Origin of the sequence: Leifsonia shinshuensis, from assembly GCF_014217625.1 — a bacterium.
Taxonomy (GTDB): Bacteria; Actinomycetota; Actinomycetes; order Actinomycetales; family Microbacteriaceae; genus Leifsonia; species Leifsonia shinshuensis_A.
In genome coordinates this window covers 1,480,287-1,499,844 of the sequence record NZ_CP043641.1, presented here as the reverse complement: position 1 = coordinate 1,499,844, position 19,558 = coordinate 1,480,287, and the positions used below count along the sequence as shown (strand labels likewise).

The following is a 19,558-nucleotide window of genomic DNA, read 5'->3' as shown; positions in this document are numbered from 1 at the left end:
GTCAGTCGGCGGAGATGACCTGAACGATCCGTTCCAGACCGGCGAAGTCCGCGACGTTGTGCGTGACGATCGCCGCGCCGTGGGCGCGCGCGACCGCTGCGATCATCAGATCGGCGATGCGGCCTCGCGGAGACCTTCCGGAGGCGTGCACCGCTTCGACGATGCGCCCGTAGTACATCGCGGCGACATCGTCGAACGGGAGGCCGCGGCCGAAGGCCTGCCGGATCTCCAGGACCTGCAGCTTGCGATCGGCCAACGCGGCCGGATCGAGGCCGGGAGCGACGAGCCCCTGTTCGAGCTCGGCATAGCTGATCGAGCAGATCGCCACTTCCGTGATCTCGGCGGGCGCGACGAAACCGCCGGTGATGACGACGTTGGTGTCGAGGAGCGCTCTCACTGCCACGGGTCCCGGAGGTCCTGCTCGGCCCGCTGCTCGTCGAGCTCGCGCGCCCAGTCCTCGTCGCCGCTCTTGCCCAGCAGCTGGGCGACCTGATCGATCGGCACCCAGCCGGAGCCGACATGCGGGACCACGTCGGCGATGGGACGCCCGTGGCTGGTCACCACGTAGCGCTCGCCGCCCTGGACATCGGCGAGCATCTGCGTCGGGTTCTGCCGCAGCTGTCCGACGGTGATGTTGTGGTCATCGAGCGTGGGGATCATTCCTCCACCCTACGGTACCGGGTAGATATTTGTCTACGCCCGGAAGCGCTACCGTGCCCACTGCCGTAGCATCCCAGCCGCCGGCGACGCCGTGCCGTCCGGCCCCGCCGCGTCCAGCCACGGCGCCACGGCCGTCGCGAACGTCCGCCGCACCTGCCCGAGGTCGGCCTCCACCGACTCCGCCGCCCAGATCACCTGCTCGCCCGCGTAGATCGAGTCCAGCAGCCGGACCAGCGGCTCGACCGGTGTGGCCGCCACGAGCTCGCCGTCGGCCACGGCCTCCACCAGTGCGGAGCGCGTCAGCTCGGTGAACTCGCGCGGCCGCCCGAACGCCGAGCGCGGGTCGGAGCCCGGATGCACCTGGCCCCAGAACGCCACCACCACGCGCGCCTCCTCGCGGGTCACCGCGGAGGTCGGCAGGATCTCGTCCGCGATCGCGAGCAGCGCGGCGAGCCCGCGCGCGTCGCCCGTCCGGGCGGCGATCCGCTCCAGCGTGCGCTCGATTCCCCGCTGGGCCGCTGCCTCCGCGATCTCCTCGACCGAGTCGAAGTAGTGCCAGAGCGTACCGGGGACCACGCCGAGGTCGGCTGCGACCGAGCGCCCGTGCGTGCCCGCGACGCCGGTGCGCGCGAGGACGCGGAGGTAGGCGTCCACGATGTCGCGGCGGCGCTGGTCGTGATCGACGATCTTCGGCACGCACCCCATCTTGCACGATCGCCTCGGCGCCGCCCTTCCCAACACAGGATTTTGACGCTACAGTCAATAACCATCGGGATCCACCGACGAAGGAGTTCTGGAATGTCCCTGACGATCGCCACCGCGACCTCCCACCCGCTCGCCGCGCTCACCGGAGCCGAGATCGACCGCGCCCGCGAGGTGTTCGCGGAGGCCGGCCTCGTGACCGAGCACACCCGGTTCACGTACGTCATGCTGCGCGAGCCGCACAAGCGCGACGTCCTCGACGCCGACCGCGCCGCCGGCCTGCACCGCGAGGTGGAGGCGCTGCTGCTCGACTTCTCGACCGGCGCCGTCACGCAGGCGGCCGCCGACCTCACCGCGGGGGAGGTGGTCCACACTCGCGAGCTCGACCCCGTCACCGAGGGCACCGCGCCCGTGCTGGACGAGGAGTTCGGCCTCGTGGACGAGATCGTCAAGGCCGACGCCGGCTGGGTCGCCGCGCTCGCCCGGCGCGGCATCCACGACGTGAGCACGGTCCGCACCTGCCCGCTGACCGCCGGCCACTTCGACTACGACGACGAGGAGGGCCGCCGGATGTTCCGGGTGCTCGCCTTCCTGCAACAGAGCGAATCCGACCTCCCGTGGGCGCACCCGATCGACGGCCTAGTCGCCCACGTCGACACCCTCTCGCGCACGGTGATCCGCCTGGTCGAGACCCCGATCGACACCGTCCCGCTGGAGTCCGGCGACTACCTCGACCCGGAGCTCACCGGCCCGCTTCGGACGTCACTGAAGCCCATCGAGATCACCCAGCCGGAGGGCGTCAGCTTCCAGTACCGGGACGGCGTGCTGAGCTGGGAGAACTGGGACCTGCGTGTCGGCTTCAACGGCCGCGAGGGCCTCACCCTCCACGACGTGGCCTTCACCTACCAGCAGGAGCGCCGCCCGATCCTGTACCGGGCCTCCATCTCGGAGATGGTCGTCAACTACGCCGACCCGACGCCCATCCACGGCTGGCAGAACTACTACGACGCAGGCGAGTACCAGTTCGGGCGGCTCGCGAACTCGCTGGAACTCGGCTGCGACTGCCTCGGCGACATCTTCTACCTGGACGCCGTGGTCGCGGACGACTTCTGCCACCCGCGGGTGATCAAGAACGCGATCTGCGTCCACGAGGAGGATTACGGCATCCTCTGGAAGCACACCGACGAGTTCACCCACACCTCGGAGGCCCGCCGCCAGCGCCGCCTGGTCGTCTCCTTCTTCACGACGGTCGGCAACTACGACTACGGGTTCTACTTCTACTTCTACCTGGACGGGACGTTCGAGGTGGAGGCCAAGGCCACCGGCATCGTCTTCACCGGCGCCCACGACGGCGGCGACGACCCGTACTCGACCCCACTCGCGCCCGGCCTCGGCGCGCCCGTGCACCAGCACATGTTCTGCGCGCGCCTCGACATGACAGTGGACGGGACGGCGAACGCGGTCGACGAGATCGACGTCGCCCGCGTGCCGGTCTCGGAGGGCAACCCGTGGGGGAGCGCGATCGGCCGCACCATCACCCGCCTGTCGTCGGAGGCTTCCGCGGTCCGGGATGCGAACGGCTCGGTCGGCCGCGTCTGGTCGATCAGCAGCGCCTCCCGCCGCAACCGCGTCGGCCGCCCGACCAGCTACGTGCTGCACCCGTCGTCGGAGCCGGCGCTGTTCTCGGCCGACGAGGCGCACCAGCGCCGCCGTGCGGGCTTCGCCGCGCACCACCTGTGGGTGACGCAGTACGAGCCGTCCGAGCTGTGGGCGGCGGGGTACGCGGTGAACCTGCACCCGGGCGGCGCCGGCCTCCCCGCATACGTCGCGCAGGACCGCCCGCTGGACGGCGAGGACATCGTCGTCTGGCACACCTTCGGCCTGACCCACTTCCCGCGCCTGGAGGACTGGCCGATCATGCCGGTGGACTACGCGGGCTTCACGCTGAAGCCGTACGGCTTCTTCGACCGGAACCCGACGCTGGACGTGCCGCGGTCGGCGGCGTCGTGCCACACGGCGGCTTCCGCGGCTGACTCTTGCGGCGCCGATTGCACCTGCGGGCACTGATGCTGCTCGACGTCGGTGCGCTCGGCGCGTCCACGGTCTCCGCCTGCTGCCTGCTGGGTTCGCCGCGTCCGGTGCGGGTGTGGGTGTCGGCCGGGCTGATGGTGCTGGCGATGGCGGGCTGCGTGCTCGGGTCGTCCGTGCCGGGCGTCGGGCTGGCCTCCATCGTGCTGTCGCTGGCCTCGGCGGGCTTCGCGCTGCAACGGAGGGCCGGCCGGGTGCCGCCGATGAGTCTGCACCGCGCGCTCGGCGGGGTGACGATGGCGGCGCTGGTGGCGATGTCGCTGGGGATGACGCGGCCGGCGGTCGCTTCGGGTTCGGCGCACGAGCACGGGGTGTCGCTCGGCGCGATCGTGGCCGCGTTCGTCGCGGGGTATCTTGCGTACAGCGCGTGGCTGCTCGTCACGATGGCGCGGGCTCGCCACCTCCCGCGTCGCGCAGGGGCTCGCGGCCTCCTGGAGCTCGGAGAGGTCGCCGGAATGGCTGTCGGCGTCCTGCTGATGTCGGTGATGTAGGCGGGCTCAGTCTCCGTCGCCGGGCGCGGCCTCCGCGATCGCGACGCGCAGCTCCCGGGCGACATCCTCGAGCGTCCGGCCCGACCCCACCGCCATCCCGGCGATGTAGGCCGTGAGCGGCGCCGCCGGCCGCGTCACTCCGTGGGCGGCGTCCCGTGCGAGATCGAGCAGCGCGGACACGTCGCCCGGTTCGAGGCTCACCCCGAGCCGACGCGCGGCAGCACCGGCCCATGCGTCGAGTTCCTGCGGTTCCATCAGTGTCGCTCCTTCAGGTAGTCGAGGTCGTGCTGTTCGTCGATGTCCGCGACCGCGTCGCGGTGGGTGGGGACGATGGGGAGGCCGAGGTGGCCGATCAACGCGCGGACGGGTCGGCCGGCCGCGCCTCCGTCGGCGTCCAGTTTCGCGAGCTGCGCCCCCAGTGCCGGGACCGGAACCCGGGCCAGCAACCACTGCACGTTCCCGTCCTGGTCGGCGAGAACGCCCGTCTCGATGGCATGCAGTGCGGCGACGGCGCTGGCCGGTCGGGCGAGGTCGGCCGAGACGATCAGCGTCTCGGTGGTCGTCTCCGGCAGCGCGGCGACCCCCGCCGCGATGCCCGCGCACGGCCCACCCCACCGCGGATACTCGGACACGATCACGACCCCGCGGGGCACGGTCTCGTTGGTCGCGGACACCAGGACGACCGTCGCACAGCCGCTCACGGCCTCCATCGTCCGCTGCAGCAGCGTGCGCCCGTCGACCTCCGCGAGCAGCTTGTCGCTGCCGAAGCGCGTGGAGCGTCCGCCGGCGATGACGATGGCGGCGGGCGGCGGGGGAGTGGGGGCCACGGCCCCAGCCTGGCACGGTCCAGGAGGCGACACGACCCGTCCGGTCGTGCGACTGATTTCCTACCGCACGGTATCCTTCTCGACTTGCTCTTTGGACTCACCGGCTGGCACGTGATGCTCGTGCTCTCGTTCTGGATCGTGCCATTCGTGCTCTGGTTGATCGCGCTGGTGCAGATCGCGAAGTCGAAGGCGGCGGCGGGGCCGGTGGTCGCCTGGGTGGTCGTGGTGACGCTCATCCCGCTGGTGGGCGCAATCCTGTGGTTCGCGATCGGCCGGCGTTCGCTGCGGGAGGGCGGCGCGACGACCTGATCCTCCCGGCTACCGGAACTGGCTTGTGACGTAGAGCACAGCCCACAGCACGAAGAAGCCCGCGCCGACGCAGCCGAGGACCAGCCCGGCGGTCGCGCGGGCCCGCCCCGAATCCACGAGCCCCGCCCGTTCCATCTGGTCGGCGGTGGTGCGCGACTGCGCCCCGAAGACGATCGCGAGGATCGAGGGCAGCGCGAACGGGTTGATGAACAGGCTGATGATGCCCCACACGAGCGAGCGGGTCGCCTTGCTGTTCTTCGGCGGGACAGCGACGACATAGTGCGGGTTGGCGGGGGCGGTGGAGTACGGTGTGTAAAACTGCGCTGGGGCGTACGACTGTGCTGGTGCGTAGCCGGCGGGGTCGCGATACGACGGGTCGGCGGTGTGCGGCGCGTCGCCGCTCGAACTCACGAACGGCGCGGCGGCGGGCGGAACCGGCGCGTGCGGTGCGGTGTGCTCGGTCCAGGCCGCACCGTCCCAGTAGCGGACGAGTCCGGAGGCAGCTGGGTCGGCATACCAGCCGGCGGGAGGGTTCATGGGTTGTCCTTCGTGTCGGCCTCGATTTGTTCGGGGAGTCGGACTCCTCCGCGCCCGTGCGGGACGGGACACGCGTCTACGGAGCGAGGAAGAGATTCTTGGGATGGCGTACTGACCGGTGCGGAGTAGCGCGAGTGCCACAGCGACGAGGCCGCTGAAGGGCAGGATCGGCCTCCACACGAGGTAGATCGACGGGAGCACGCACGCCAGTGGGGAGCCGCACGGCTGATCCGCAACGCCTCGGACGACGAGGATCGCAACGACGACGACGGCAGCGGCGAACCAGACCCGGAAGACATCGGCGAGGGCTGCGACACGGGTCGCCGGCTTTCGGTTTTTCTTGCTGCCGGTGTTCGTGCGTCCGGTCGGGCGCCGCACCGGCCGGCTCGGGGACGATGCTCGCGTCGCGTGCCTGTCCGGAATCTCGACGCGCGCCACGAGCCGTTCGAATCGCTGCATGACACGAAGGGTGTCGGCCGCTCTCGGGTCGTTATGCCAGGTCATCGGTTCTTCGGCCGCGAGCTTGAGCAGCTCGATTTTGGTCGCGCTCAACTGAGCCGGCTGCGAGCTCACCCACGCAACCAGTTGCCGCGCATCTAGGACGGCGATCGAGCGATTCTGAGCCGAGCGGATGTCCTTGACGGACTTCGCGTGCAGCACAGCGATGACCGCGGTCACTGGGACGGGGAACCCGGTCTGCTGCGAGAGTCGCCGGCCGACATCTAGCGCGTCGCTCCGCGCGATCACGAGGTGAGATGTGTTCGCGTTGTTGACTCGGAGCACGTGGTCGCCCACCCAGACCGAGGCGCCGGCATGGTGCTTCGTGTTAATCGCGAAGACCCCGGCCGGTCCGATCACCAGATGATCGACGTCCTTCGTGTCTGCTCCGATCGGCACGGAATGACGGACAAACCACTCGGGTCCCAGCTGATCCAGCAGGGCGCCGATCTGGATCTCGCCGAGAGCACCCTGGTACCAGGACCAGGCGTCCGGATGCAGCCTCACGTGTCCACCCGACCGGAGCGCGGGGTCGCCGTCCTCGGCATCCGCCTGGACCTGCAGGCATTTGAGCGCCACAGCGTAGCCCGCGGGGCGCGAAGCCAGAGCGTTGATCCCGGCGAAGTCGACGCGCGGCGACGTCGTGCCGCCCTCCTGCTCGCCCGTCACGGGAGGCACGGACCCGGTTCGCGTGACCTGCCGCGTCGCGGTCCGCTCGACGGCGAAGTCGACCAGGTTCGCAGGGCGGGGCATGCCACGATGGCCTACTTGTAGAAGACGGCGACGCCGCCGTGGTGCGAGCAGGCGCCCTGGTGGTGGGCGGCGAAGGAGTAGGTGCCGTCATTGCAGAGTGCCGTCGCACCGTTTCCCGGGTCCTGGGGCGCGGCGGGAGCCGGGGCGGGAGCGGGGGCAGGTGCGGGCGCCGGGGCGGGAGCAGGCGCCGGCGCGGGTGCGGGTGCCGGTGCGGGTGCCTCGGTCGGCGTGGGCGCCGGTGCCGGCGGCGTGAACGCCGACGACTGCGCCATCTGACCGGTGCAGCCGGAGAGCACCCGCGTCATCGCGTCGTGCTCGGCCCGCGTCACCCACAATCCGTAGGTGGCTTTGACCGAGATCTGCCGTGCGACGTACTCGCAGCGGAAGGACTTGTTCGACGGCAGCCAGGTCGCGGCGTCGCCGGACGACTTCTGCTCGTTGGAGTGTGCGTCCACCGCGATCAGATTCAGCGGGTCGTTCGCCAGGCTGATCCGCTGCGCCTGCGTGAGCTTCTGAGCCCCGGTGACCCACGCGTTCTGGAGAGGGACGATGTGGTCGATCTGGACCAGCGTCGACGTCGTCGCGCCACGGACGAACGGGATGCTCTGCGCGGTGTACTTGTCGTCGAGCGTTCCCGAGAGCACGCGGCACGCGCCCTCCTTGGTGATGGCGGTGAGGTCGCGGGCGAGGATGTCATTGCGGGTGTCGCAGCCGTTGTGGTCGACATCAAGCCAGGCCGCTCCGAAGTCGGTGGTGCGCGCATACCCCGTGGAGGGTGACTTGCCCTTAACCGGCAGCGTGGCCAGCACGTCCAGCGCGCTCGCGTCCGTGCTGCTGGCGTCGGCAATGACGACGGTCGGGCCCGTGTCGGCGGCTACGACCGTTGCCGGGTCGAGCGGCTCGCCCTGACTCGACGGAGTCGGCGACGGCTTAGCCACCGTAGGCGTCGAGGGCGCGGAATGGATCATCGCATCCGCGTCGGCCAGGGCGGGCGGGTGACTTGCCCCGAAGATGCTCGCTCCGGCAACGAGGACCACGAGCGACCCGGCAGCGATCGCCCCGGCGGTCTTGCGGGACTGCGGAAGGAGAGCCCACCCGCGGCGGCGGGTGACCATGGTGTAAAGAGCGCTGAATCCGGCGAAGAGGGAAAGCCAGATCAGGAACGACCCCAGGCCCCCACTCGCGGCACCGATGAGGAGGACGAGGAGGACGATCACGCCAACCACCCAGGTGCTGAGGGGGATCCTGCGCTTGGTCTTCGGAGTCTGCGGGCCAGCTGCCGCGGACGCCGCCGCCGCCACTGTCCCGGGCTCGGCGGTGTGCGCGGACCACGCCGCACCATCCCACCACCGCAGCTCGGACGGTTTGTCAGGATTGGGATACCAGCCGGCAGGCGGCAAAGCAGGGTTGCTCACTGTGAGTCTTCCTCGGGTCGGGTGAGAGCAGACTACCGAGAAGCCGACCGATCGGTATGGAATTGCCCCTGGATTGGGGGCGGGTGTGGCTCGACGCGGAGTGTCGCGGCATTCGCCCCCAAACGCGTGTCAGCAGCAATGCATGCATTTGTCTACCTTGTTACCGAGGGGGCAATACCAGTGTCGAAGTATTTTGGAACGCCGGCGGGCGTCGTTGTCGGGCAAGCATTCGCTTCGCGGAATGAACTCAGCGTCGCCGGTGTCCACCGACCACCGATGGCCGGTATCTCTGGCACCAGGGTGGAGGGAGCAGACTCCATCGTTGTGTCGGGTGGCTATCCGGACGACGAAGACCACGGCGAGTACATCATTTACACCGGTCACGGAGGACGCGACCCTCGAACGCACAAGCAGGTCGCAGACCAGTCTGCCGATGATCCAGGAAATGCTGGTCTTATCACCAGCTGGGTTGGGGGTTTGCCCGTTCGAGTCTCACGCGGTGCGCATGCAGCCTCCCGGTTTGCTCCGCGGCAGGGGTATGAGTACGCCGGGCTCTACGAGGTAACGAGTTACTGGACGGAGCGTGGGCGCGATGGCTTTGTGATTCAGCGGTTTCGGCTTGACCGCCTGTCCGACCCGAGTACTGCTACCGATTCGGAAACACAGGATCAAGTGGAGTTTAGAACCACGACCATTTCGCGGCGCATTCGAGACTCGGCGGCGTCTCGGCGGGTGAAAGCCACCTATGCCAACGCCTGTCAGATCTGCGGTACATGCCTGGTCGGCGTCGCGGGCCGTCGATATTCTGAAGGCGCCCACGTAAGACCGCTGGGAAGACCGCATCTGGGACCTGACGACGAATCGAACATCTTGTGTCTCTGCCCGAACCACCACACCCAGTTCGATATCGGGGGACTTTTCGTCTCCGACGACCTCACGGTTACTGACGTGGCGGGCAATATCGTTGGTCAACTCACGTTCAGTGGCTCACATAGCGTCGATCCGCTCCATTTCGACTACCACCGCTCGCTCTGGAGCGTCTCACCGGCCGGCGGCATCTGAGCGTCCGCAGCGCTGCATCCTGCACCTCCGCATCAGTTCCAATCCACCCTGACCGCTAGCCGAGAATCCCTCCCCATCCGTCCTCTAACGATATATCGTTAACTATCGTTACCGACTCACCCGATCCGTACCAGGAGGCACATCATGAGCGGAACATTCAACGGCGGAGGCGCCTGGGGCAACATGAACGCCGACGGCCTTTTCCAGGCCTTCGACCAGCTCAGGTCGCAGTTCGAGAAGAAGGTCGGCACCCGCATGGGCCGCGGCGACGTCCGCTCCGCCGTGCTCGCGCTGCTCACCGAGAAGCCCATGCACGGGTACCAGATCATCCGGGAGATCGAGGAGCGCAGCGGCGGGAGTTGGAAGCCGTCCGCCGGGTCCGTCTATCCGACGCTTCAGCTGCTCGCCGATGAAGGGCTGATCACGGCCGAGGAGTCCAACGGGCGCAAGACCTACGCCCTGACCGAGGAGGGCCGCGCGGCCGCCGAGGAGGCCGGGCCTGCGCCGTGGGCTCCGGAGGAGAAGAAGGAAGACGCCAAGGGCAGCTGGGGGCCGGGCAATTGGAGCGGCGGCCACAACCCGTTCGACTCCGAGCTGCCGAAGGCGGGGATGGCGCTCGCGCAGGCCGCCGCGCAGGTGCGGCGCACGGGCACGCCGGAGCAAGTGAAGGAGGCCGTCGCGGTCCTCGACGAGGCGCGGCGGAAGCTGTACTCGATCCTCGCCCAGGACGCCCAGGACTGAGCGGGTGGCGGCGCCCGACGCGGCCGGATCAGGCGCGACGACGACACCAGGCACGACGAGCAGGAAAGCAGCAGTAGCGGGCACCGGCAGCACCCGGGCCCGCTACCGCCGCATCCTGCGTTTCGCCGCGGCCAACCTCGTCCACATCTGGTGGTACGACCTCTTCCTTCCGCGCATCGGGCTGGGCCGCTTCAGCGAGCGCGGGCGCACCAAGCGGCTCACCGCCTTCGCGCGGCGCTTCCACGACCTCGCGGTCGAGCTCGGCGGGCTGATGATCAAGGTCGGGCAGTTCATGTCGTCGCGGCTCGACGTCCTCCCGCCGGAGATCACCAAGGAGCTCGAAGGGCTCCAGGACGAGGTCCCTGCCGTCCCGTTCGATCAGATCCGGAAGCTGGCCGAGGACGAGCTCGGGATGCCGCTGGAGCGCGTCTTCGACAGCATCGACCCCGTCCCGGTCGCTGCAGCCTCCCTCGGGCAGGCGCATCGGGCGCGGCTCGCCGCCCAGGACCGGGAGGACACCGGGCTCGACACGGTCGTCGTGAAGGTGCAGCGGCCGGGGATCGACGCGATCGTCGACGTCGACCTGGCCGCGCTGCGGCGGGTGGGCGGCTGGCTCAAACGGGTCCGCGTCGTCTCCGATCGCGTGGACATGCCGGCGCTGGTGGAGGAGTTCGCTGCGACCAGCCTGGAGGAGATCGACTACCTCCACGAGGCCAGGAGCGCTGCGCGCTTCGCCGACGACTTCAGCCACGACCCCCGCGTGGCCGTGCCGGAGGTGGTCTGGGAGCGCACCACCCGCCGCGTCCTGACACTCGAAGACGTGACGGCGATCAAGATCACCGACATCCTCGCGCTGCGCGCCGCCGGCATCGACCCGGCGCACGTGGCGCCGGTGTTCGCGTCCGTGATGTTCGACCAGCTGTTCACGAACGGGTTCTTCCACGCCGACCCGCACCCGGGCAACATCTTCGTCACGCCGAACATCGCGCAGGCCGGCGACGGGATGGACGCGACGACGGCGCACCCGTGGAAGCTCACGTTCATCGACTTCGGGATGATGGGGGAGGTCCCCGACGGCACCAGGCGCGGCCTCCGCAAGCTGCTCATCGCGGCGGCGGCGCGCGACGGCAAGGGGCTCGTGGACGCGATGCGCGACGTCGGCGTGCTGCTGCCCACCTCCGACACCTCCGAACTCGAACGGGCGATGACGCAGCTGTTCGCGCGGTTCGGCGGGATGGGGTTCGCGGAGCTGCGGGAGGTCGACCAGCGGGAGTTCCGCGACTTCGCCGTGCAGTTCGGCGACGTGATCCGGTCGCTGCCGTTCCAGCTCCCCGAGCACTTCCTCCTCATCGTGCGCGCGATGTCGCTGACCTCCGGGGTGAGCAGCGCGCTCGACCCGGCCTTCAACCTGTGGGACTCGATCGAGCCGTACGCGACGCAGCTGCTGCGCGACGAGAGCGGCAACCTGGTCCAGGACGCGCTCAAGGAGGCCGTCTCCGTCGCGGGCGTGGCGGTGCGGCTGCCGAAACGGCTCGACAACGTCGTCAACCGGATCGAGGAGGGCAACCTCTCGGTCAAGACGCCGGCGCTGGACCAGCGGATCGGGAGGCTCGAACGCGTCACCCGCCGGCTCATCGCGGCGGTGCTGTTCAGCGGGTTCCTGGTCGCGGGAGCGGTGCTGCTGCCGACCATCCCGGCGTTCGGGATCGTGCTGATGAGTGTGTCGGCGCTGCCACTGATCTACGTGCTGGTCGGCGGCCGGAGGCGGTAGCTCACGACGCCGAGGGGCACGTAAACGCCCCTACAAGCGTGTTTTAGGGGCGTTTACGTGCCCCTCGGCGATGGTGGGGGCGAGGTGCCGGCGTCAGGCGCCGGTCACCCAGTGCCGGGTCACGGCCTGCACGTGAGCGCCGTCCAGGTCCGCCAGCTTCACCCCGGCGAACCGCTGGGCCGCTTCCGACGTCTGCACGCGCGCGGGCGGCTGCTCCGCGGTCAGCACGTCCACGATCACGTCGGCCACGCCCTCCGGAGTCTGCGCCGCGGCCGGGTCGAACGCGGCGGCGGTGCGCGCCAGATAGGCGGTCAGCGCGCCCTCGTACGGCGTCCCCGCCACGGCCGGCGTCTCCTGCGCCTGCACGCTCGCGACGAACTCGGTGGACACCGCCCCGGGCTCGATCACGCTGACGCCGACGCCGACCGTCGCGGCGACCGGGGTCAGCGACTCCATGAAGCCCTCGACGGCGAACTTCGCGGCGCAGTACGCCTCGTTGAAGGGCTGGCCCACCACGCCGCCGACGCTCGACACGGTGACGACGCGGCCCCCGCTCTCCCGCAGCAGCGGCAGCGCGGCCTTGGTGACGGCGACGACGCCGAAGAAGTTCACCTCCATGACGGCGCGCACATCCTCGACGGACTCCAGCTCGATGGTCCCGAGGTGCCCGGCGCCCGCATTGTTGAGGAGGGCGTCGAGGCGGCCGTAGGTCGACCGGATGTGGTCGAGGCACGCTTCGACGGAGGCCGACGACGTGACATCCAGGGGCTGCACGTCGAGCGTGACGCCCGCGGCGGAGGCCGCCGACTGGAGCGCGCCCGCCTTGCCGGTGTCGCGCATGGTGGCCACGACGGTGAAACCGTGGCGGGCGGCGGCGACCGCGGTCGCCAGGCCGATACCGGAGGACGTTCCGGTGACGAGAAGAATCGATTCGGTCACGGTGTCATCCTGCCACTGCAGCCTGCTTGACACTGAGTGCCGAATCATGGATTCTGTCCTGGCTGCCCACGTCGGCCAGCCTCTGAACCTTGTCACGATGGAGTGTCATGAAGTCGGTTCGCCGTCCTCTCGTCGCGGTGTGCGCCGCGCTGGTCCTGGTCGTCCTCCAGGCGGTCCTCGACCCGACCGGGCTGCTCGCGCTCGCGGGCTGGTCGGGGGCGCTGCCGTCCACCGCGGGGGTCTGGCCGTTCGCGCCGTACGCCGTCTTCGTCCCCGTGCTGCTCGGGATGACGTGGTGGACGGCGCTGCGCGCGGGCGAGCGGTACTGGACGCTCGTGGCCGGGATCGTGCTGGCGGTGCTGCTCGCGCAGGCCGCCGCCGCCCTGGTGATGACGTGGAACCTGCCGGTCAGCGCGTGGGCGGCGGGCTATGTGACGGCGAAGGCCGTCCCGGCGGCGCTGATCGTCGCGGCGGTCGCACGCTGGTTCGGCGGCCCGACCCGGCGCGTCGTGCACCGCTGCGGTCCGCCGTGGATTCCTGCCGCCCTGTTCGCGGCCGCGGCGCCGCTGCTCGCCGGGGTGTGGTGGACGAGCGCCGCCTACGCGCCCGGCGTCCCTGTGGCGCGGCCCGAGCACGGAGCGCTGTCCGTGATCGTCGCCGTCCTCCTGATCGCGTTCGCCACCGCGCTGCTCCTGAACCCGCTGCGGCGGCGCGTCCCCGGCGCCCTCGGCGGCTGGCTGGCGGCGCTGGTCGCGGGCGGGATCGTCGGGGTCGTGCAAGCGATCGTCGCGTTCGCCGTCGACGGCGGGCTCAGTGGCGACCTGTGGCCGGGGATGGCGGCCTACGTCGCGGTCGCCGACGGGCTGTCGTTCGGGGCGTGCGTCGGCTGGGTAGCCGGCGTCGGAGCGCTGGTCGTGGAGCTCATCCCCGCGGCCGGGCGGGTGCGGGTGGCGCAGGCGACGGCCGCGGCGATCGTGGTCCTCGCGGTGGTCGTCGCGGTCGTGGTGCCGCCGGGGACATCAGCCGGCGCGCCCGCCTCCGCTGCGGCCGCGCCCGCCGGCGCCGCGCCCGCCGGCTTCCTGCGCGCCTCCGGGAAGGTCATCACCGACGGCCGCGGCGACCAGGTGCTGCTGCGCGGCGTCAACGTCAACCAGCTCGTCGACTTCTACCAGCCGAAGAAGGGCGTCGCGGCGACGCGTCCGCTGACGGAGGCCGACTTCGCCGGGATCGCGGCGAACGGCTTCGATGTCGTCCGGCTGAACCTGTCCTGGTCGGCCCTCGAACCGCAGCGCGGGACGCTGTCGAGCTCGTACCTCGGCGCGATCAAGCAGGCGGTCGGCTGGGCCGGAGAGCACGGCCTCTACATCGTGCTCGACATGCATCAGGACGGCTGGTGGAAGGGCGCGACACCGTCCGGCACGGACTGCCGGCCCGGCACCGACCCGATGTGGGGCTACGACGGCGCCCCGGCCTGGGCGACGATCACAGACGGGGCGCCGCGCTGCCAGTTCACCGGCCGCGACATCTCGCCCGCCGGCGACCGGGCCTTCCAGAACTTCTACTTCGACACCGACGGCATCCAGTCGGCGCTCGTCGCCACGTGGGGGAAGCTTGCCGCAGAGTTCCGCGACGAACCGACGGTGGCCGGCTACGACCTCCTGAACGAGCCGGGCTTCGGCGAGACCGCGCCGGTCACGACGTCGTACCTGCTCGGCCGGTTCTACGACCGCGCGATCTCGGCGATCCGCGCCGCCGGGTCGCAGCAGCTCGTGGTGGTGGAGCCGAGCATCCTCTGGTCGGGTCTCGGCTTCGACAGCGGTCCGACGCCGGGCTTCACGTCCGACCGGAACATCGTGTTCTCCCCGCACCTCTACGCCGAGTCGATCACGATGGACCGCTCGCTCGGCCTCCCGCCGATCGTGAGCCTCGATCGGCAGTTCACCCTCGCGCAGCGCGTCGCCGACGAGTACGGGGCGCCGCTGTGGTCGGGGGAGTACGGCTACTGGGGCGACACGGCCGACGTGGACGCGCGGCTCGCCCGCTACGCGACGGCGGAGGACGCGAACCGGCTCGGCAGCGCGTACTGGGTGTGGAAGCAGGCCTGCGGCGACCCGCAGAACGGCATCGGCCCAACCGGCAACGGCCTGATGGTGCAGGACTGCGCGACGGGAGGCGACGCCCCGCCGCGCAGCGACCTCCTGAGCGTGCTGAGCCGCGCCTACCCGCGATCGGCGCCCGGGACGGTGACCACGCTGACGGCGAAGGGCGCGGACCTGCTGCTGTCCGGGACGACGACCGAGCCGAGCTGCGGGCTGGAAGTCTGGGTGCCCGGCACGGCGAAGCCGCAGGTGCACACGACGGGACTCACGAAGGTGGCGACAGCCGCGATGCCGGGAGGCTGGCTGGTGAGCGGGTGCGCGGCGGGGCGGTACACGGTCAACACCGGCTCGTGACCGGGTTGCGCGACGCCCGCCAGCGGCTCAATGCTCCGGCAGAGTCACCCGCGCGCCGTCGCGGGTGAACCCGCGCGTCGCCTCGTCGTAGGTGGTGTGCGACCGTTTCGGCGAGGAGTCGGCCGGCGGCGGCACCTCGGTGTGTTCGAGGGCGCGGAGGACGAGGGTCTCCACGAGGTGGGAGGCCGTCGTGTGTCGGTGCAACGCGATCCGGACGAGCGCGGCGTACTCCGGCTCGTTCAGGTGCAGTTTGAGTGGAATCCCCCCTGGCGTGCTGCCGGGGCCGAGGGCGGTGGGGCCGGTGGCGTTGGCTTCGCTCATACCCGGATTGTGCCTCGCATCGCACCGCCTTGGCTATTCCCGATATTCGTCCCCCGGACGGCGCCCGATCCCTTGCCGACCCCGCGGCGGCGGGTGCATCATGCCGCCACGGGGAACCGGACGGGCGCCCCGACACGGCGCGGGCCGGTCGGAGTCGCGCCGACGACGGATCGGGGGAAGGGTCATGGGCGATGACGCGCTCTCCAGCTTCGTGGCCGTGTTCCTGTACCCCGACGAGTCGGCGCCGAGCGTCAGCCGACGCCTGCCGATCGTCGGCGCCGGACCTCCCGCGGTGATCCGGGCAGCGGCTCCGTTCGAGGGAGTGGCGGCAGTGGACGTCTTCCGCCTGGTGGACGCCAGCGCGTGGCCGGAGGCGGCGGCCTACCTCTACGAGGGGACCGTCCCCGGCACAGTGGAGGACGGCGAGGGCGTCGAGCAGATGTCCACGCCAGACGACTGAGCGCGGGCTAGCGCGGCGTGTACTCGTACACGACGGCCGACCAGTGGTTCTCCAACTCGTCCCACGCCGAGTCGTCCATGTACGCGAGCCGGAACTGCAGGTTGAGCACGGGCCCCAGCACCTCCAGCACGTCCGGACGGAACGGCATCTCGGGAGGCAGCCCGATCCCGAAGCTGTGGATGACGCTGTCGTCGGCGGCGCGCAGCCACACGCCCCAGCCGCGGTCGAGCGGGATCGCGACCACGCGGAACACGTGCGCGGGCTCGTAGTCGGCGGGGAGCGCGTCCGGGAGGTCGGTCATGGGACCAAACTACACAGCGAACGAGACAGGACGGCTACGACGGCACCCCCGCCTTCGCCGCCGGATCCGACGTCACCGCCTCCAGCTCCCGCGCCCGCCGCACCTCCGCCACCCCCGCGCAGAACGCGCACCCCGCCGCAGCGACCAGCACCACCAGCGCGTCCACCAGCCGCACGGTGCTCAACGCAGGTCCGGGCGTCGTGGCAAGGGCGACCAGCGCGATCAGGGCCACCGCCCCCGCGAACCTGGCGAGCTCCCGCATCGGCCGTCCCCGCGTCCCGTTCCGCGCCGGCCTACATCGCGGCCGCGAACTCCCGGATGAACAGCGTCTGTGTGACGATCATCCGCTCGATCTCGTCCGGGTCGACCGATTCGTCCGAGGCGTGGATGCGGGACTGCTTGGTGTCCTCCGCGCCCCAGAGCAGGATCGCCGCGTCCGGCGAGACCTTCTTCAGGGAGGCGACCAGCGGGATGGAGGCGCCGCTGCCGATGGACTCGACCTGGCGCCCGTAGGCCTGGCGCATCGCGTCCATCGCCGCCGGGATGGCGGGGTGGCTCTCGTCCACCCGGAACGCGTGGCCGACCTTCACCTTCTCCACCTCCACGACGCAGTTCCACGGGCGCTGCGAGCGCAGGTGCGCCATCAGCGCCTCCAGCTGGGCGTCGCCGTCCGAACCGGGGATGATGCGCATCGAGAGCTTCGCCGTGACCGACGGCAGCAGCACGTTCGACGCCTCGGCCGTGTTCGGGAGGTCCATCCCGAGCACCGTCACCGAGGGCTTCATCCAGATCCGGTCGGCCAAAGAGCCGGTGCCCAGGAAGTCGACACCGGGGAGGATGGCCGAACCTTCCCGGTACACCGGCTCGTCCATCGCAGCCCCGTCCCATCTCCCGGAGTCGACGCCCGGGATGACCGTGTCGCCGTTCTCATCGTGCAGGGTGTCGAGGATGCGGATCATCGCCGTCATGGCATCCGGCGCCGCGCCGCCGAACTCGCCGGAATGGACGGGGTGCTCGAGCGTGCGCACGGTGACCGTGCACGCGACGTCGCCGCGCAGCGCGACGGTGAGGCCGGGACGGCCGACCTCCTGGCCGCCGATGTCGGCGATGACGGCGGCGTCGCACGCGAACAGGTCGGGGTTGGCCTCCACGAACGCCTCCAGGTGCGAGATGGTCTCCTCCTCGCCCTCCGACAGCAGGATGACGCGGCAGGGCCGGTCGGCGCCGAGCAGCTTCAGGGTGGCGTAGTTGGCGACCAGGCCGGACTTGTCGTCGGCGGCGCCGCGACCGTAGATGCGGCCGTCGTCCTTGCGGGTGGGCTCCCACGGCGGGGTGGACCAGCCCTGGCTCTCCGGCGCCGGCTGCACGTCGTAGTGCGCGTAGAGCAGCACCGTCGGCGAGCCGTCGGGGCCGGGAAGGTCGGCGTAGACGCACGGGTAGCCGCCCGGCACGTCGAGCAGGCGGACGCCCTCTGCGCCTGCCGCCTCGAAGAGGTCGACGACGGCCTGGCCCATCCGGTGCACAGGCTCCGGGTCGAAGCCGGGGAAGGCGACCGACGGGATGCGCACGAGCGCGTCGAGGCGGTCGAGCACGTCGGGCATCAGTGCCTTCGCGGCGGCGGTGACGTCGGCTGCGGTGTCGGTCATGGTGTCTCCTCCAGGTTGCTGACGGACGCGCGCTCAGTGGACGACGAGCTGGATCAGGAGGCCGGACGCCACCGCGGCGACCCACGACACCAGCATCGGGATGGTGAAGGAGTGCCAGATCGGCACCTGCGTCAGTTTGGTCGACCCGGTGCGGTCGGTCTCCACCGACGCGATCTGCGAGCCGTTGGCCGGGAACAGCCAGACGCCGATCAGGGACGGCCACATGGCGGTGATCACCCCGGGCGCGAGGCCGGCGGTCAGGGCGATCGGGATGAGCGTGTTCGTCGTCGCGGACTGGCTGGTCGTCAGGCCGCAGACGATGAACAGGGCGACGGCCAGTAGCAGCGGGTTCGCCTGGATGAGCTCGCCCAGCGGCTTGATGATCGTCTCCTCGTTGGCGGAGATGAAGGTGTCGGCCATCCACGCGATCCCGAACAGGGCGACGGCGGCGACGTAGCCGGCGCGCAGCAGCGGCTGCTCCACGACGAGCGAGGGCTTCACCCGGCGCACCAGGATGATGACCAGGGCGACGGTGAACATCACCATCTCGATCACGACCGCCATCGCGAGCGGCTGCGGCTTGCCCTCTGCGTCCGGGAAGGCCGGGCGCAGCGACGGGAAGAGTCCGAGCAGCACCACCAGCAGCGTGCCGGCGACGAAGATCCACGCGGCGGTCGCTCCGCCCGGCGGGACGGGGTGCTCGATCGTGGAGGCCTCCTCCTTCGACAGCCGGCCGGCGCCGCGCGGCGGCTTGGTCGCGACGGCGGTCGGGGCCGCTGCGGCGTCGGCGGCCCCCGTGCCGTCTCCGACGGTCGCAGCGGCCGGCGCGGCCCGCCCCACCTGCTCCTCGTAGCGGCGCTCCAGCGCGGCGGGGACCTCGACGGTCCCGGCGTCGACGCGCTTCAGGAAAACCGGGTCCTGCAGCAGCTCCTTGCCGATCCGCTGCTGCACGAACGACGTCACGATGCACGCGACGATCGCCGACGGGATGGTGATCGCGAGCACCTGGGGGAGGCCGAAGCCCTTCGACTCCATCAGCACCAGGTACGCGGCCATCGCCGCGGACACCGGGCTGGCCGTGATGCCGAGGCCCGACGTGACGGTGGAGGCCGCCAGCGCCCGCTCCGGACGCTGGCCGTTGCGGTACGCCGTCTCGTAGATGACCGGGATGAGCGCGAAGAAGATGTTCGACGTGCCCGAGAGCACGGTGAAGACGAACGCGACCAGGGGCGCCACGTAGGTGAGACGTCTCGGGTTGCGCTGGATGATCTTCGACGCGATCGACACCAGGTAGTCGATGCCGCCCGCGGCCTGCATCGCGCTGGAGGCCGTGATTACGGCGATGATGATGAAGAAGGCGTCGATCGGCGGCGACCCCGGCGGCAGCCGGAAGACGAAGACGAGGATCGCGGTCCCCACGACCCCCCAGAGCCCCAGGCCGATGCCGCCGGTCCGGACGCCGAGAACGATCGCGCCGATGACGACGCACCCCTGAATGATGACCAACGCGATGTCCATGGTCGACCTCCCCGCTCGGTCTCGCGTTCGGCCACAGGATGCATCACCCATCCGGCGTTGGGGAGG

21 protein-coding genes and 1 pseudogene are annotated in these 19,558 nt (G+C 70.5%); 9 read left to right on the top strand and 13 right to left on the bottom strand.

What is annotated here, in order from left to right; genetic code table 11:
• Position 1: 1 nt before the first annotated feature.
• The 3 genes from F1C12_RS07260 to F1C12_RS07250 are packed head-to-tail and all read right to left on the bottom strand — an operon-like array spanning position 2 to position 1,356.
• Positions 2 to 403 (bottom strand): PIN domain-containing protein, encoded by a 402-nt coding sequence (locus tag F1C12_RS07260; protein WP_185278118.1) that lies wholly within the window; start codon positions 401 to 403, stop codon positions 2 to 4.
• Positions 394 to 660: a type II toxin-antitoxin system Phd/YefM family antitoxin gene (locus F1C12_RS07255; protein ID WP_185278117.1), complete on the bottom strand. Its 267-nt coding sequence runs from the start codon at positions 658 to 660 to the stop codon at positions 394 to 396. The genes F1C12_RS07260 and F1C12_RS07255 overlap by 10 nt, the downstream gene beginning before the upstream one ends.
• 48 nt (positions 661 to 708) lie before the next feature.
• Positions 709 to 1,356 (bottom strand): TetR/AcrR family transcriptional regulator, encoded by a 648-nt coding sequence (locus F1C12_RS07250; RefSeq protein ID WP_185278116.1) that lies wholly within the window; start codon positions 1,354 to 1,356, stop codon positions 709 to 711.
• A gap of 102 nt (positions 1,357 to 1,458) precedes the next feature.
• Here F1C12_RS07250 and F1C12_RS07245 point away from each other — a divergent pair, with 102 nt between their 5' ends.
• Positions 1,459 to 3,429: a primary-amine oxidase gene (locus F1C12_RS07245; RefSeq protein ID WP_185278115.1), complete on the top strand. Its 1,971-nt coding sequence runs from the start codon at positions 1,459 to 1,461 to the stop codon at positions 3,427 to 3,429.
• The gene (locus tag F1C12_RS07240; protein ID WP_185278114.1) at positions 3,429 to 3,941 is read left to right on the top strand and encodes a hypothetical protein; all 513 of its coding nucleotides are present in this window, start codon (positions 3,429 to 3,431) and stop codon (positions 3,939 to 3,941) included. Before F1C12_RS07245 ends, F1C12_RS07240 begins: the two co-directional genes overlap by 1 nt.
• Positions 3,942 to 3,947: 6 nt before the next feature.
• Here the strand turns inward: F1C12_RS07240 and F1C12_RS07235 are convergent, their stop codons facing one another.
• Positions 3,948 to 4,196, bottom strand: a complete 249-nt coding sequence (locus F1C12_RS07235; RefSeq protein WP_185278113.1) for a DUF6457 domain-containing protein — start codon at positions 4,194 to 4,196, stop codon at positions 3,948 to 3,950.
• Positions 4,196 to 4,768, bottom strand: coding sequence for a molybdenum cofactor guanylyltransferase (mobA, locus tag F1C12_RS07230; RefSeq protein WP_185278112.1), 573 nt, complete (start codon positions 4,766 to 4,768; stop codon positions 4,196 to 4,198). The genes F1C12_RS07235 and mobA overlap by 1 nt, the downstream gene beginning before the upstream one ends.
• A gap of 84 nt (positions 4,769 to 4,852) precedes the next feature.
• Here mobA and F1C12_RS07225 point away from each other — a divergent pair, with 84 nt between their 5' ends.
• The gene (locus F1C12_RS07225; RefSeq protein ID WP_185278111.1) at positions 4,853 to 5,077 is read left to right on the top strand and encodes a PLDc N-terminal domain-containing protein; all 225 of its coding nucleotides are present in this window, start codon (positions 4,853 to 4,855) and stop codon (positions 5,075 to 5,077) included.
• 9 nt (positions 5,078 to 5,086) lie between these two features.
• On the opposite strand, the gene F1C12_RS07220 is transcribed toward F1C12_RS07225, so the two are convergent.
• Together F1C12_RS07220 and F1C12_RS07215 are read right to left on the bottom strand one after the other, a co-directional pair.
• Positions 5,087 to 6,865, bottom strand: a complete 1,779-nt coding sequence (locus F1C12_RS07220; protein WP_185278110.1) for a DUF2510 domain-containing protein — start codon at positions 6,863 to 6,865, stop codon at positions 5,087 to 5,089.
• A gap of 11 nt (positions 6,866 to 6,876) precedes the next feature.
• The gene (locus F1C12_RS07215; RefSeq protein WP_185278109.1) at positions 6,877 to 8,280 is read right to left on the bottom strand and encodes a GmrSD restriction endonuclease domain-containing protein; all 1,404 of its coding nucleotides are present in this window, start codon (positions 8,278 to 8,280) and stop codon (positions 6,877 to 6,879) included.
• A 138-nt stretch (positions 8,281 to 8,418) separates the two neighbouring features.
• Here F1C12_RS07215 and F1C12_RS22880 point away from each other — a divergent pair.
• From F1C12_RS22880 to F1C12_RS07200, 4 genes and pseudogenes are all read left to right on the top strand, one after another.
• Positions 8,419 to 8,853 (top strand): annotated as a pseudogene (locus tag F1C12_RS22880) (YDG/SRA domain-containing protein); the annotation flags it as partial.
• 159 nt (positions 8,854 to 9,012) lie between these two features.
• Positions 9,013 to 9,342 carry an HNH endonuclease gene (locus tag F1C12_RS22680; RefSeq protein ID WP_258046161.1) on the top strand — a complete coding sequence of 110 codons (330 nt, stop codon included), beginning with the start codon at positions 9,013 to 9,015 and terminating at the stop codon, positions 9,340 to 9,342.
• Positions 9,343 to 9,486: 144 nt separating this feature from the next.
• On the top strand, positions 9,487 to 10,083 hold the full coding sequence (locus F1C12_RS07205) for a PadR family transcriptional regulator (RefSeq protein WP_185278107.1): 597 nt from the start codon (positions 9,487 to 9,489) through the stop codon (positions 10,081 to 10,083).
• Between the two features lie 4 nt (positions 10,084 to 10,087).
• The gene (locus tag F1C12_RS07200) at positions 10,088 to 11,854 is read left to right on the top strand and encodes an ABC1 kinase family protein (protein WP_185278106.1); all 1,767 of its coding nucleotides are present in this window, start codon (positions 10,088 to 10,090) and stop codon (positions 11,852 to 11,854) included.
• Positions 11,855 to 11,947: 93 nt separating this feature from the next.
• On the opposite strand, the gene F1C12_RS07195 is transcribed toward F1C12_RS07200, so the two are convergent.
• On the bottom strand, positions 11,948 to 12,793 hold the full coding sequence (locus F1C12_RS07195) for an SDR family NAD(P)-dependent oxidoreductase (RefSeq protein WP_258046160.1): 846 nt from the start codon (positions 12,791 to 12,793) through the stop codon (positions 11,948 to 11,950).
• Positions 12,794 to 12,900: 107 nt separating this feature from the next.
• Between F1C12_RS07195 and F1C12_RS07190 the strand changes: the two genes are divergently transcribed.
• Entirely contained in the window at positions 12,901 to 15,246 is a 2,346-nt protein-coding gene (locus F1C12_RS07190; RefSeq protein WP_185278104.1) for a glycoside hydrolase family 5 protein, read from the top strand.
• A 27-nt stretch (positions 15,247 to 15,273) separates the two neighbouring features.
• Here F1C12_RS07190 and F1C12_RS07185 read toward each other — a convergent pair whose 3' ends face one another.
• The gene (locus F1C12_RS07185; protein WP_185278103.1) at positions 15,274 to 15,567 is read right to left on the bottom strand and encodes a hypothetical protein; all 294 of its coding nucleotides are present in this window, start codon (positions 15,565 to 15,567) and stop codon (positions 15,274 to 15,276) included.
• A 184-nt stretch (positions 15,568 to 15,751) separates the two neighbouring features.
• Between F1C12_RS07185 and F1C12_RS07180 the strand changes: the two genes are divergently transcribed.
• On the top strand, positions 15,752 to 16,027 hold the full coding sequence (locus F1C12_RS07180) for a hypothetical protein (RefSeq protein WP_185278102.1): 276 nt from the start codon (positions 15,752 to 15,754) through the stop codon (positions 16,025 to 16,027).
• A 7-nt stretch (positions 16,028 to 16,034) separates the two neighbouring features.
• Here F1C12_RS07180 and F1C12_RS07175 read toward each other — a convergent pair whose 3' ends face one another.
• From F1C12_RS07175 to F1C12_RS07160, 4 genes are all read right to left on the bottom strand, one after another.
• Entirely contained in the window at positions 16,035 to 16,328 is a 294-nt protein-coding gene (locus tag F1C12_RS07175) for a hypothetical protein (RefSeq protein ID WP_185278101.1), read from the bottom strand.
• Between the two features lie 34 nt (positions 16,329 to 16,362).
• The gene (locus F1C12_RS07170) at positions 16,363 to 16,512 is read right to left on the bottom strand and encodes a hypothetical protein (RefSeq protein ID WP_185278100.1); all 150 of its coding nucleotides are present in this window, start codon (positions 16,510 to 16,512) and stop codon (positions 16,363 to 16,365) included.
• Between the two features lie 109 nt (positions 16,513 to 16,621).
• A complete protein-coding gene (locus F1C12_RS07165) occupies positions 16,622 to 17,974 on the bottom strand; it encodes a M20/M25/M40 family metallo-hydrolase (protein WP_185278099.1) in 1,353 nt (450 codons plus the stop codon).
• A 33-nt stretch (positions 17,975 to 18,007) separates the two neighbouring features.
• Positions 18,008 to 19,492: an anaerobic C4-dicarboxylate transporter family protein gene (locus F1C12_RS07160; RefSeq protein WP_185278098.1), complete on the bottom strand. Its 1,485-nt coding sequence runs from the start codon at positions 19,490 to 19,492 to the stop codon at positions 18,008 to 18,010.
• Positions 19,493 to 19,558 lie beyond the last annotated feature (66 nt).

Bases quoted from the DNA above. Each gene is read 5' to 3' on its own strand.
- F1C12_RS07220 (WP_185278110.1), bottom strand. From the start codon at position 6,865: ATGCCCCGCCCTGCGAACCTGGTCGACTTCGCCGTCGAGCGGACCGCG.
- F1C12_RS07165 (WP_185278099.1), bottom strand. From the start codon at position 17,974: ATGACCGACACCGCAGCCGACGTCACCGCCGCCGCGAAGGCACTGATG.
- F1C12_RS07255 (WP_185278117.1), bottom strand. From the start codon at position 660: ATGATCCCCACGCTCGATGACCACAACATCACCGTCGGACAGCTGCGG.
- F1C12_RS07205 (WP_185278107.1), top strand. From the start codon at position 9,487: ATGAGCGGAACATTCAACGGCGGAGGCGCCTGGGGCAACATGAACGCC.
- F1C12_RS07245 (WP_185278115.1), top strand. From the start codon at position 1,459: ATGTCCCTGACGATCGCCACCGCGACCTCCCACCCGCTCGCCGCGCTC.
- F1C12_RS07185 (WP_185278103.1), bottom strand. From the start codon at position 15,567: ATGAGCGAAGCCAACGCCACCGGCCCCACCGCCCTCGGCCCCGGCAGC.
- F1C12_RS07235 (WP_185278113.1), bottom strand. From the start codon at position 4,196: ATGGAACCGCAGGAACTCGACGCATGGGCCGGTGCTGCCGCGCGTCGG.
- F1C12_RS07160 (WP_185278098.1), bottom strand. From the start codon at position 19,492: ATGGACATCGCGTTGGTCATCATTCAGGGGTGCGTCGTCATCGGCGCG.
- F1C12_RS07190 (WP_185278104.1), top strand. From the start codon at position 12,901: ATGAAGTCGGTTCGCCGTCCTCTCGTCGCGGTGTGCGCCGCGCTGGTC.
- F1C12_RS07240 (WP_185278114.1), top strand. From the start codon at position 3,429: ATGCTGCTCGACGTCGGTGCGCTCGGCGCGTCCACGGTCTCCGCCTGC.
- F1C12_RS07180 (WP_185278102.1), top strand. From the start codon at position 15,752: ATGGGCGATGACGCGCTCTCCAGCTTCGTGGCCGTGTTCCTGTACCCC.
- F1C12_RS07175 (WP_185278101.1), bottom strand. From the start codon at position 16,328: ATGACCGACCTCCCGGACGCGCTCCCCGCCGACTACGAGCCCGCGCAC.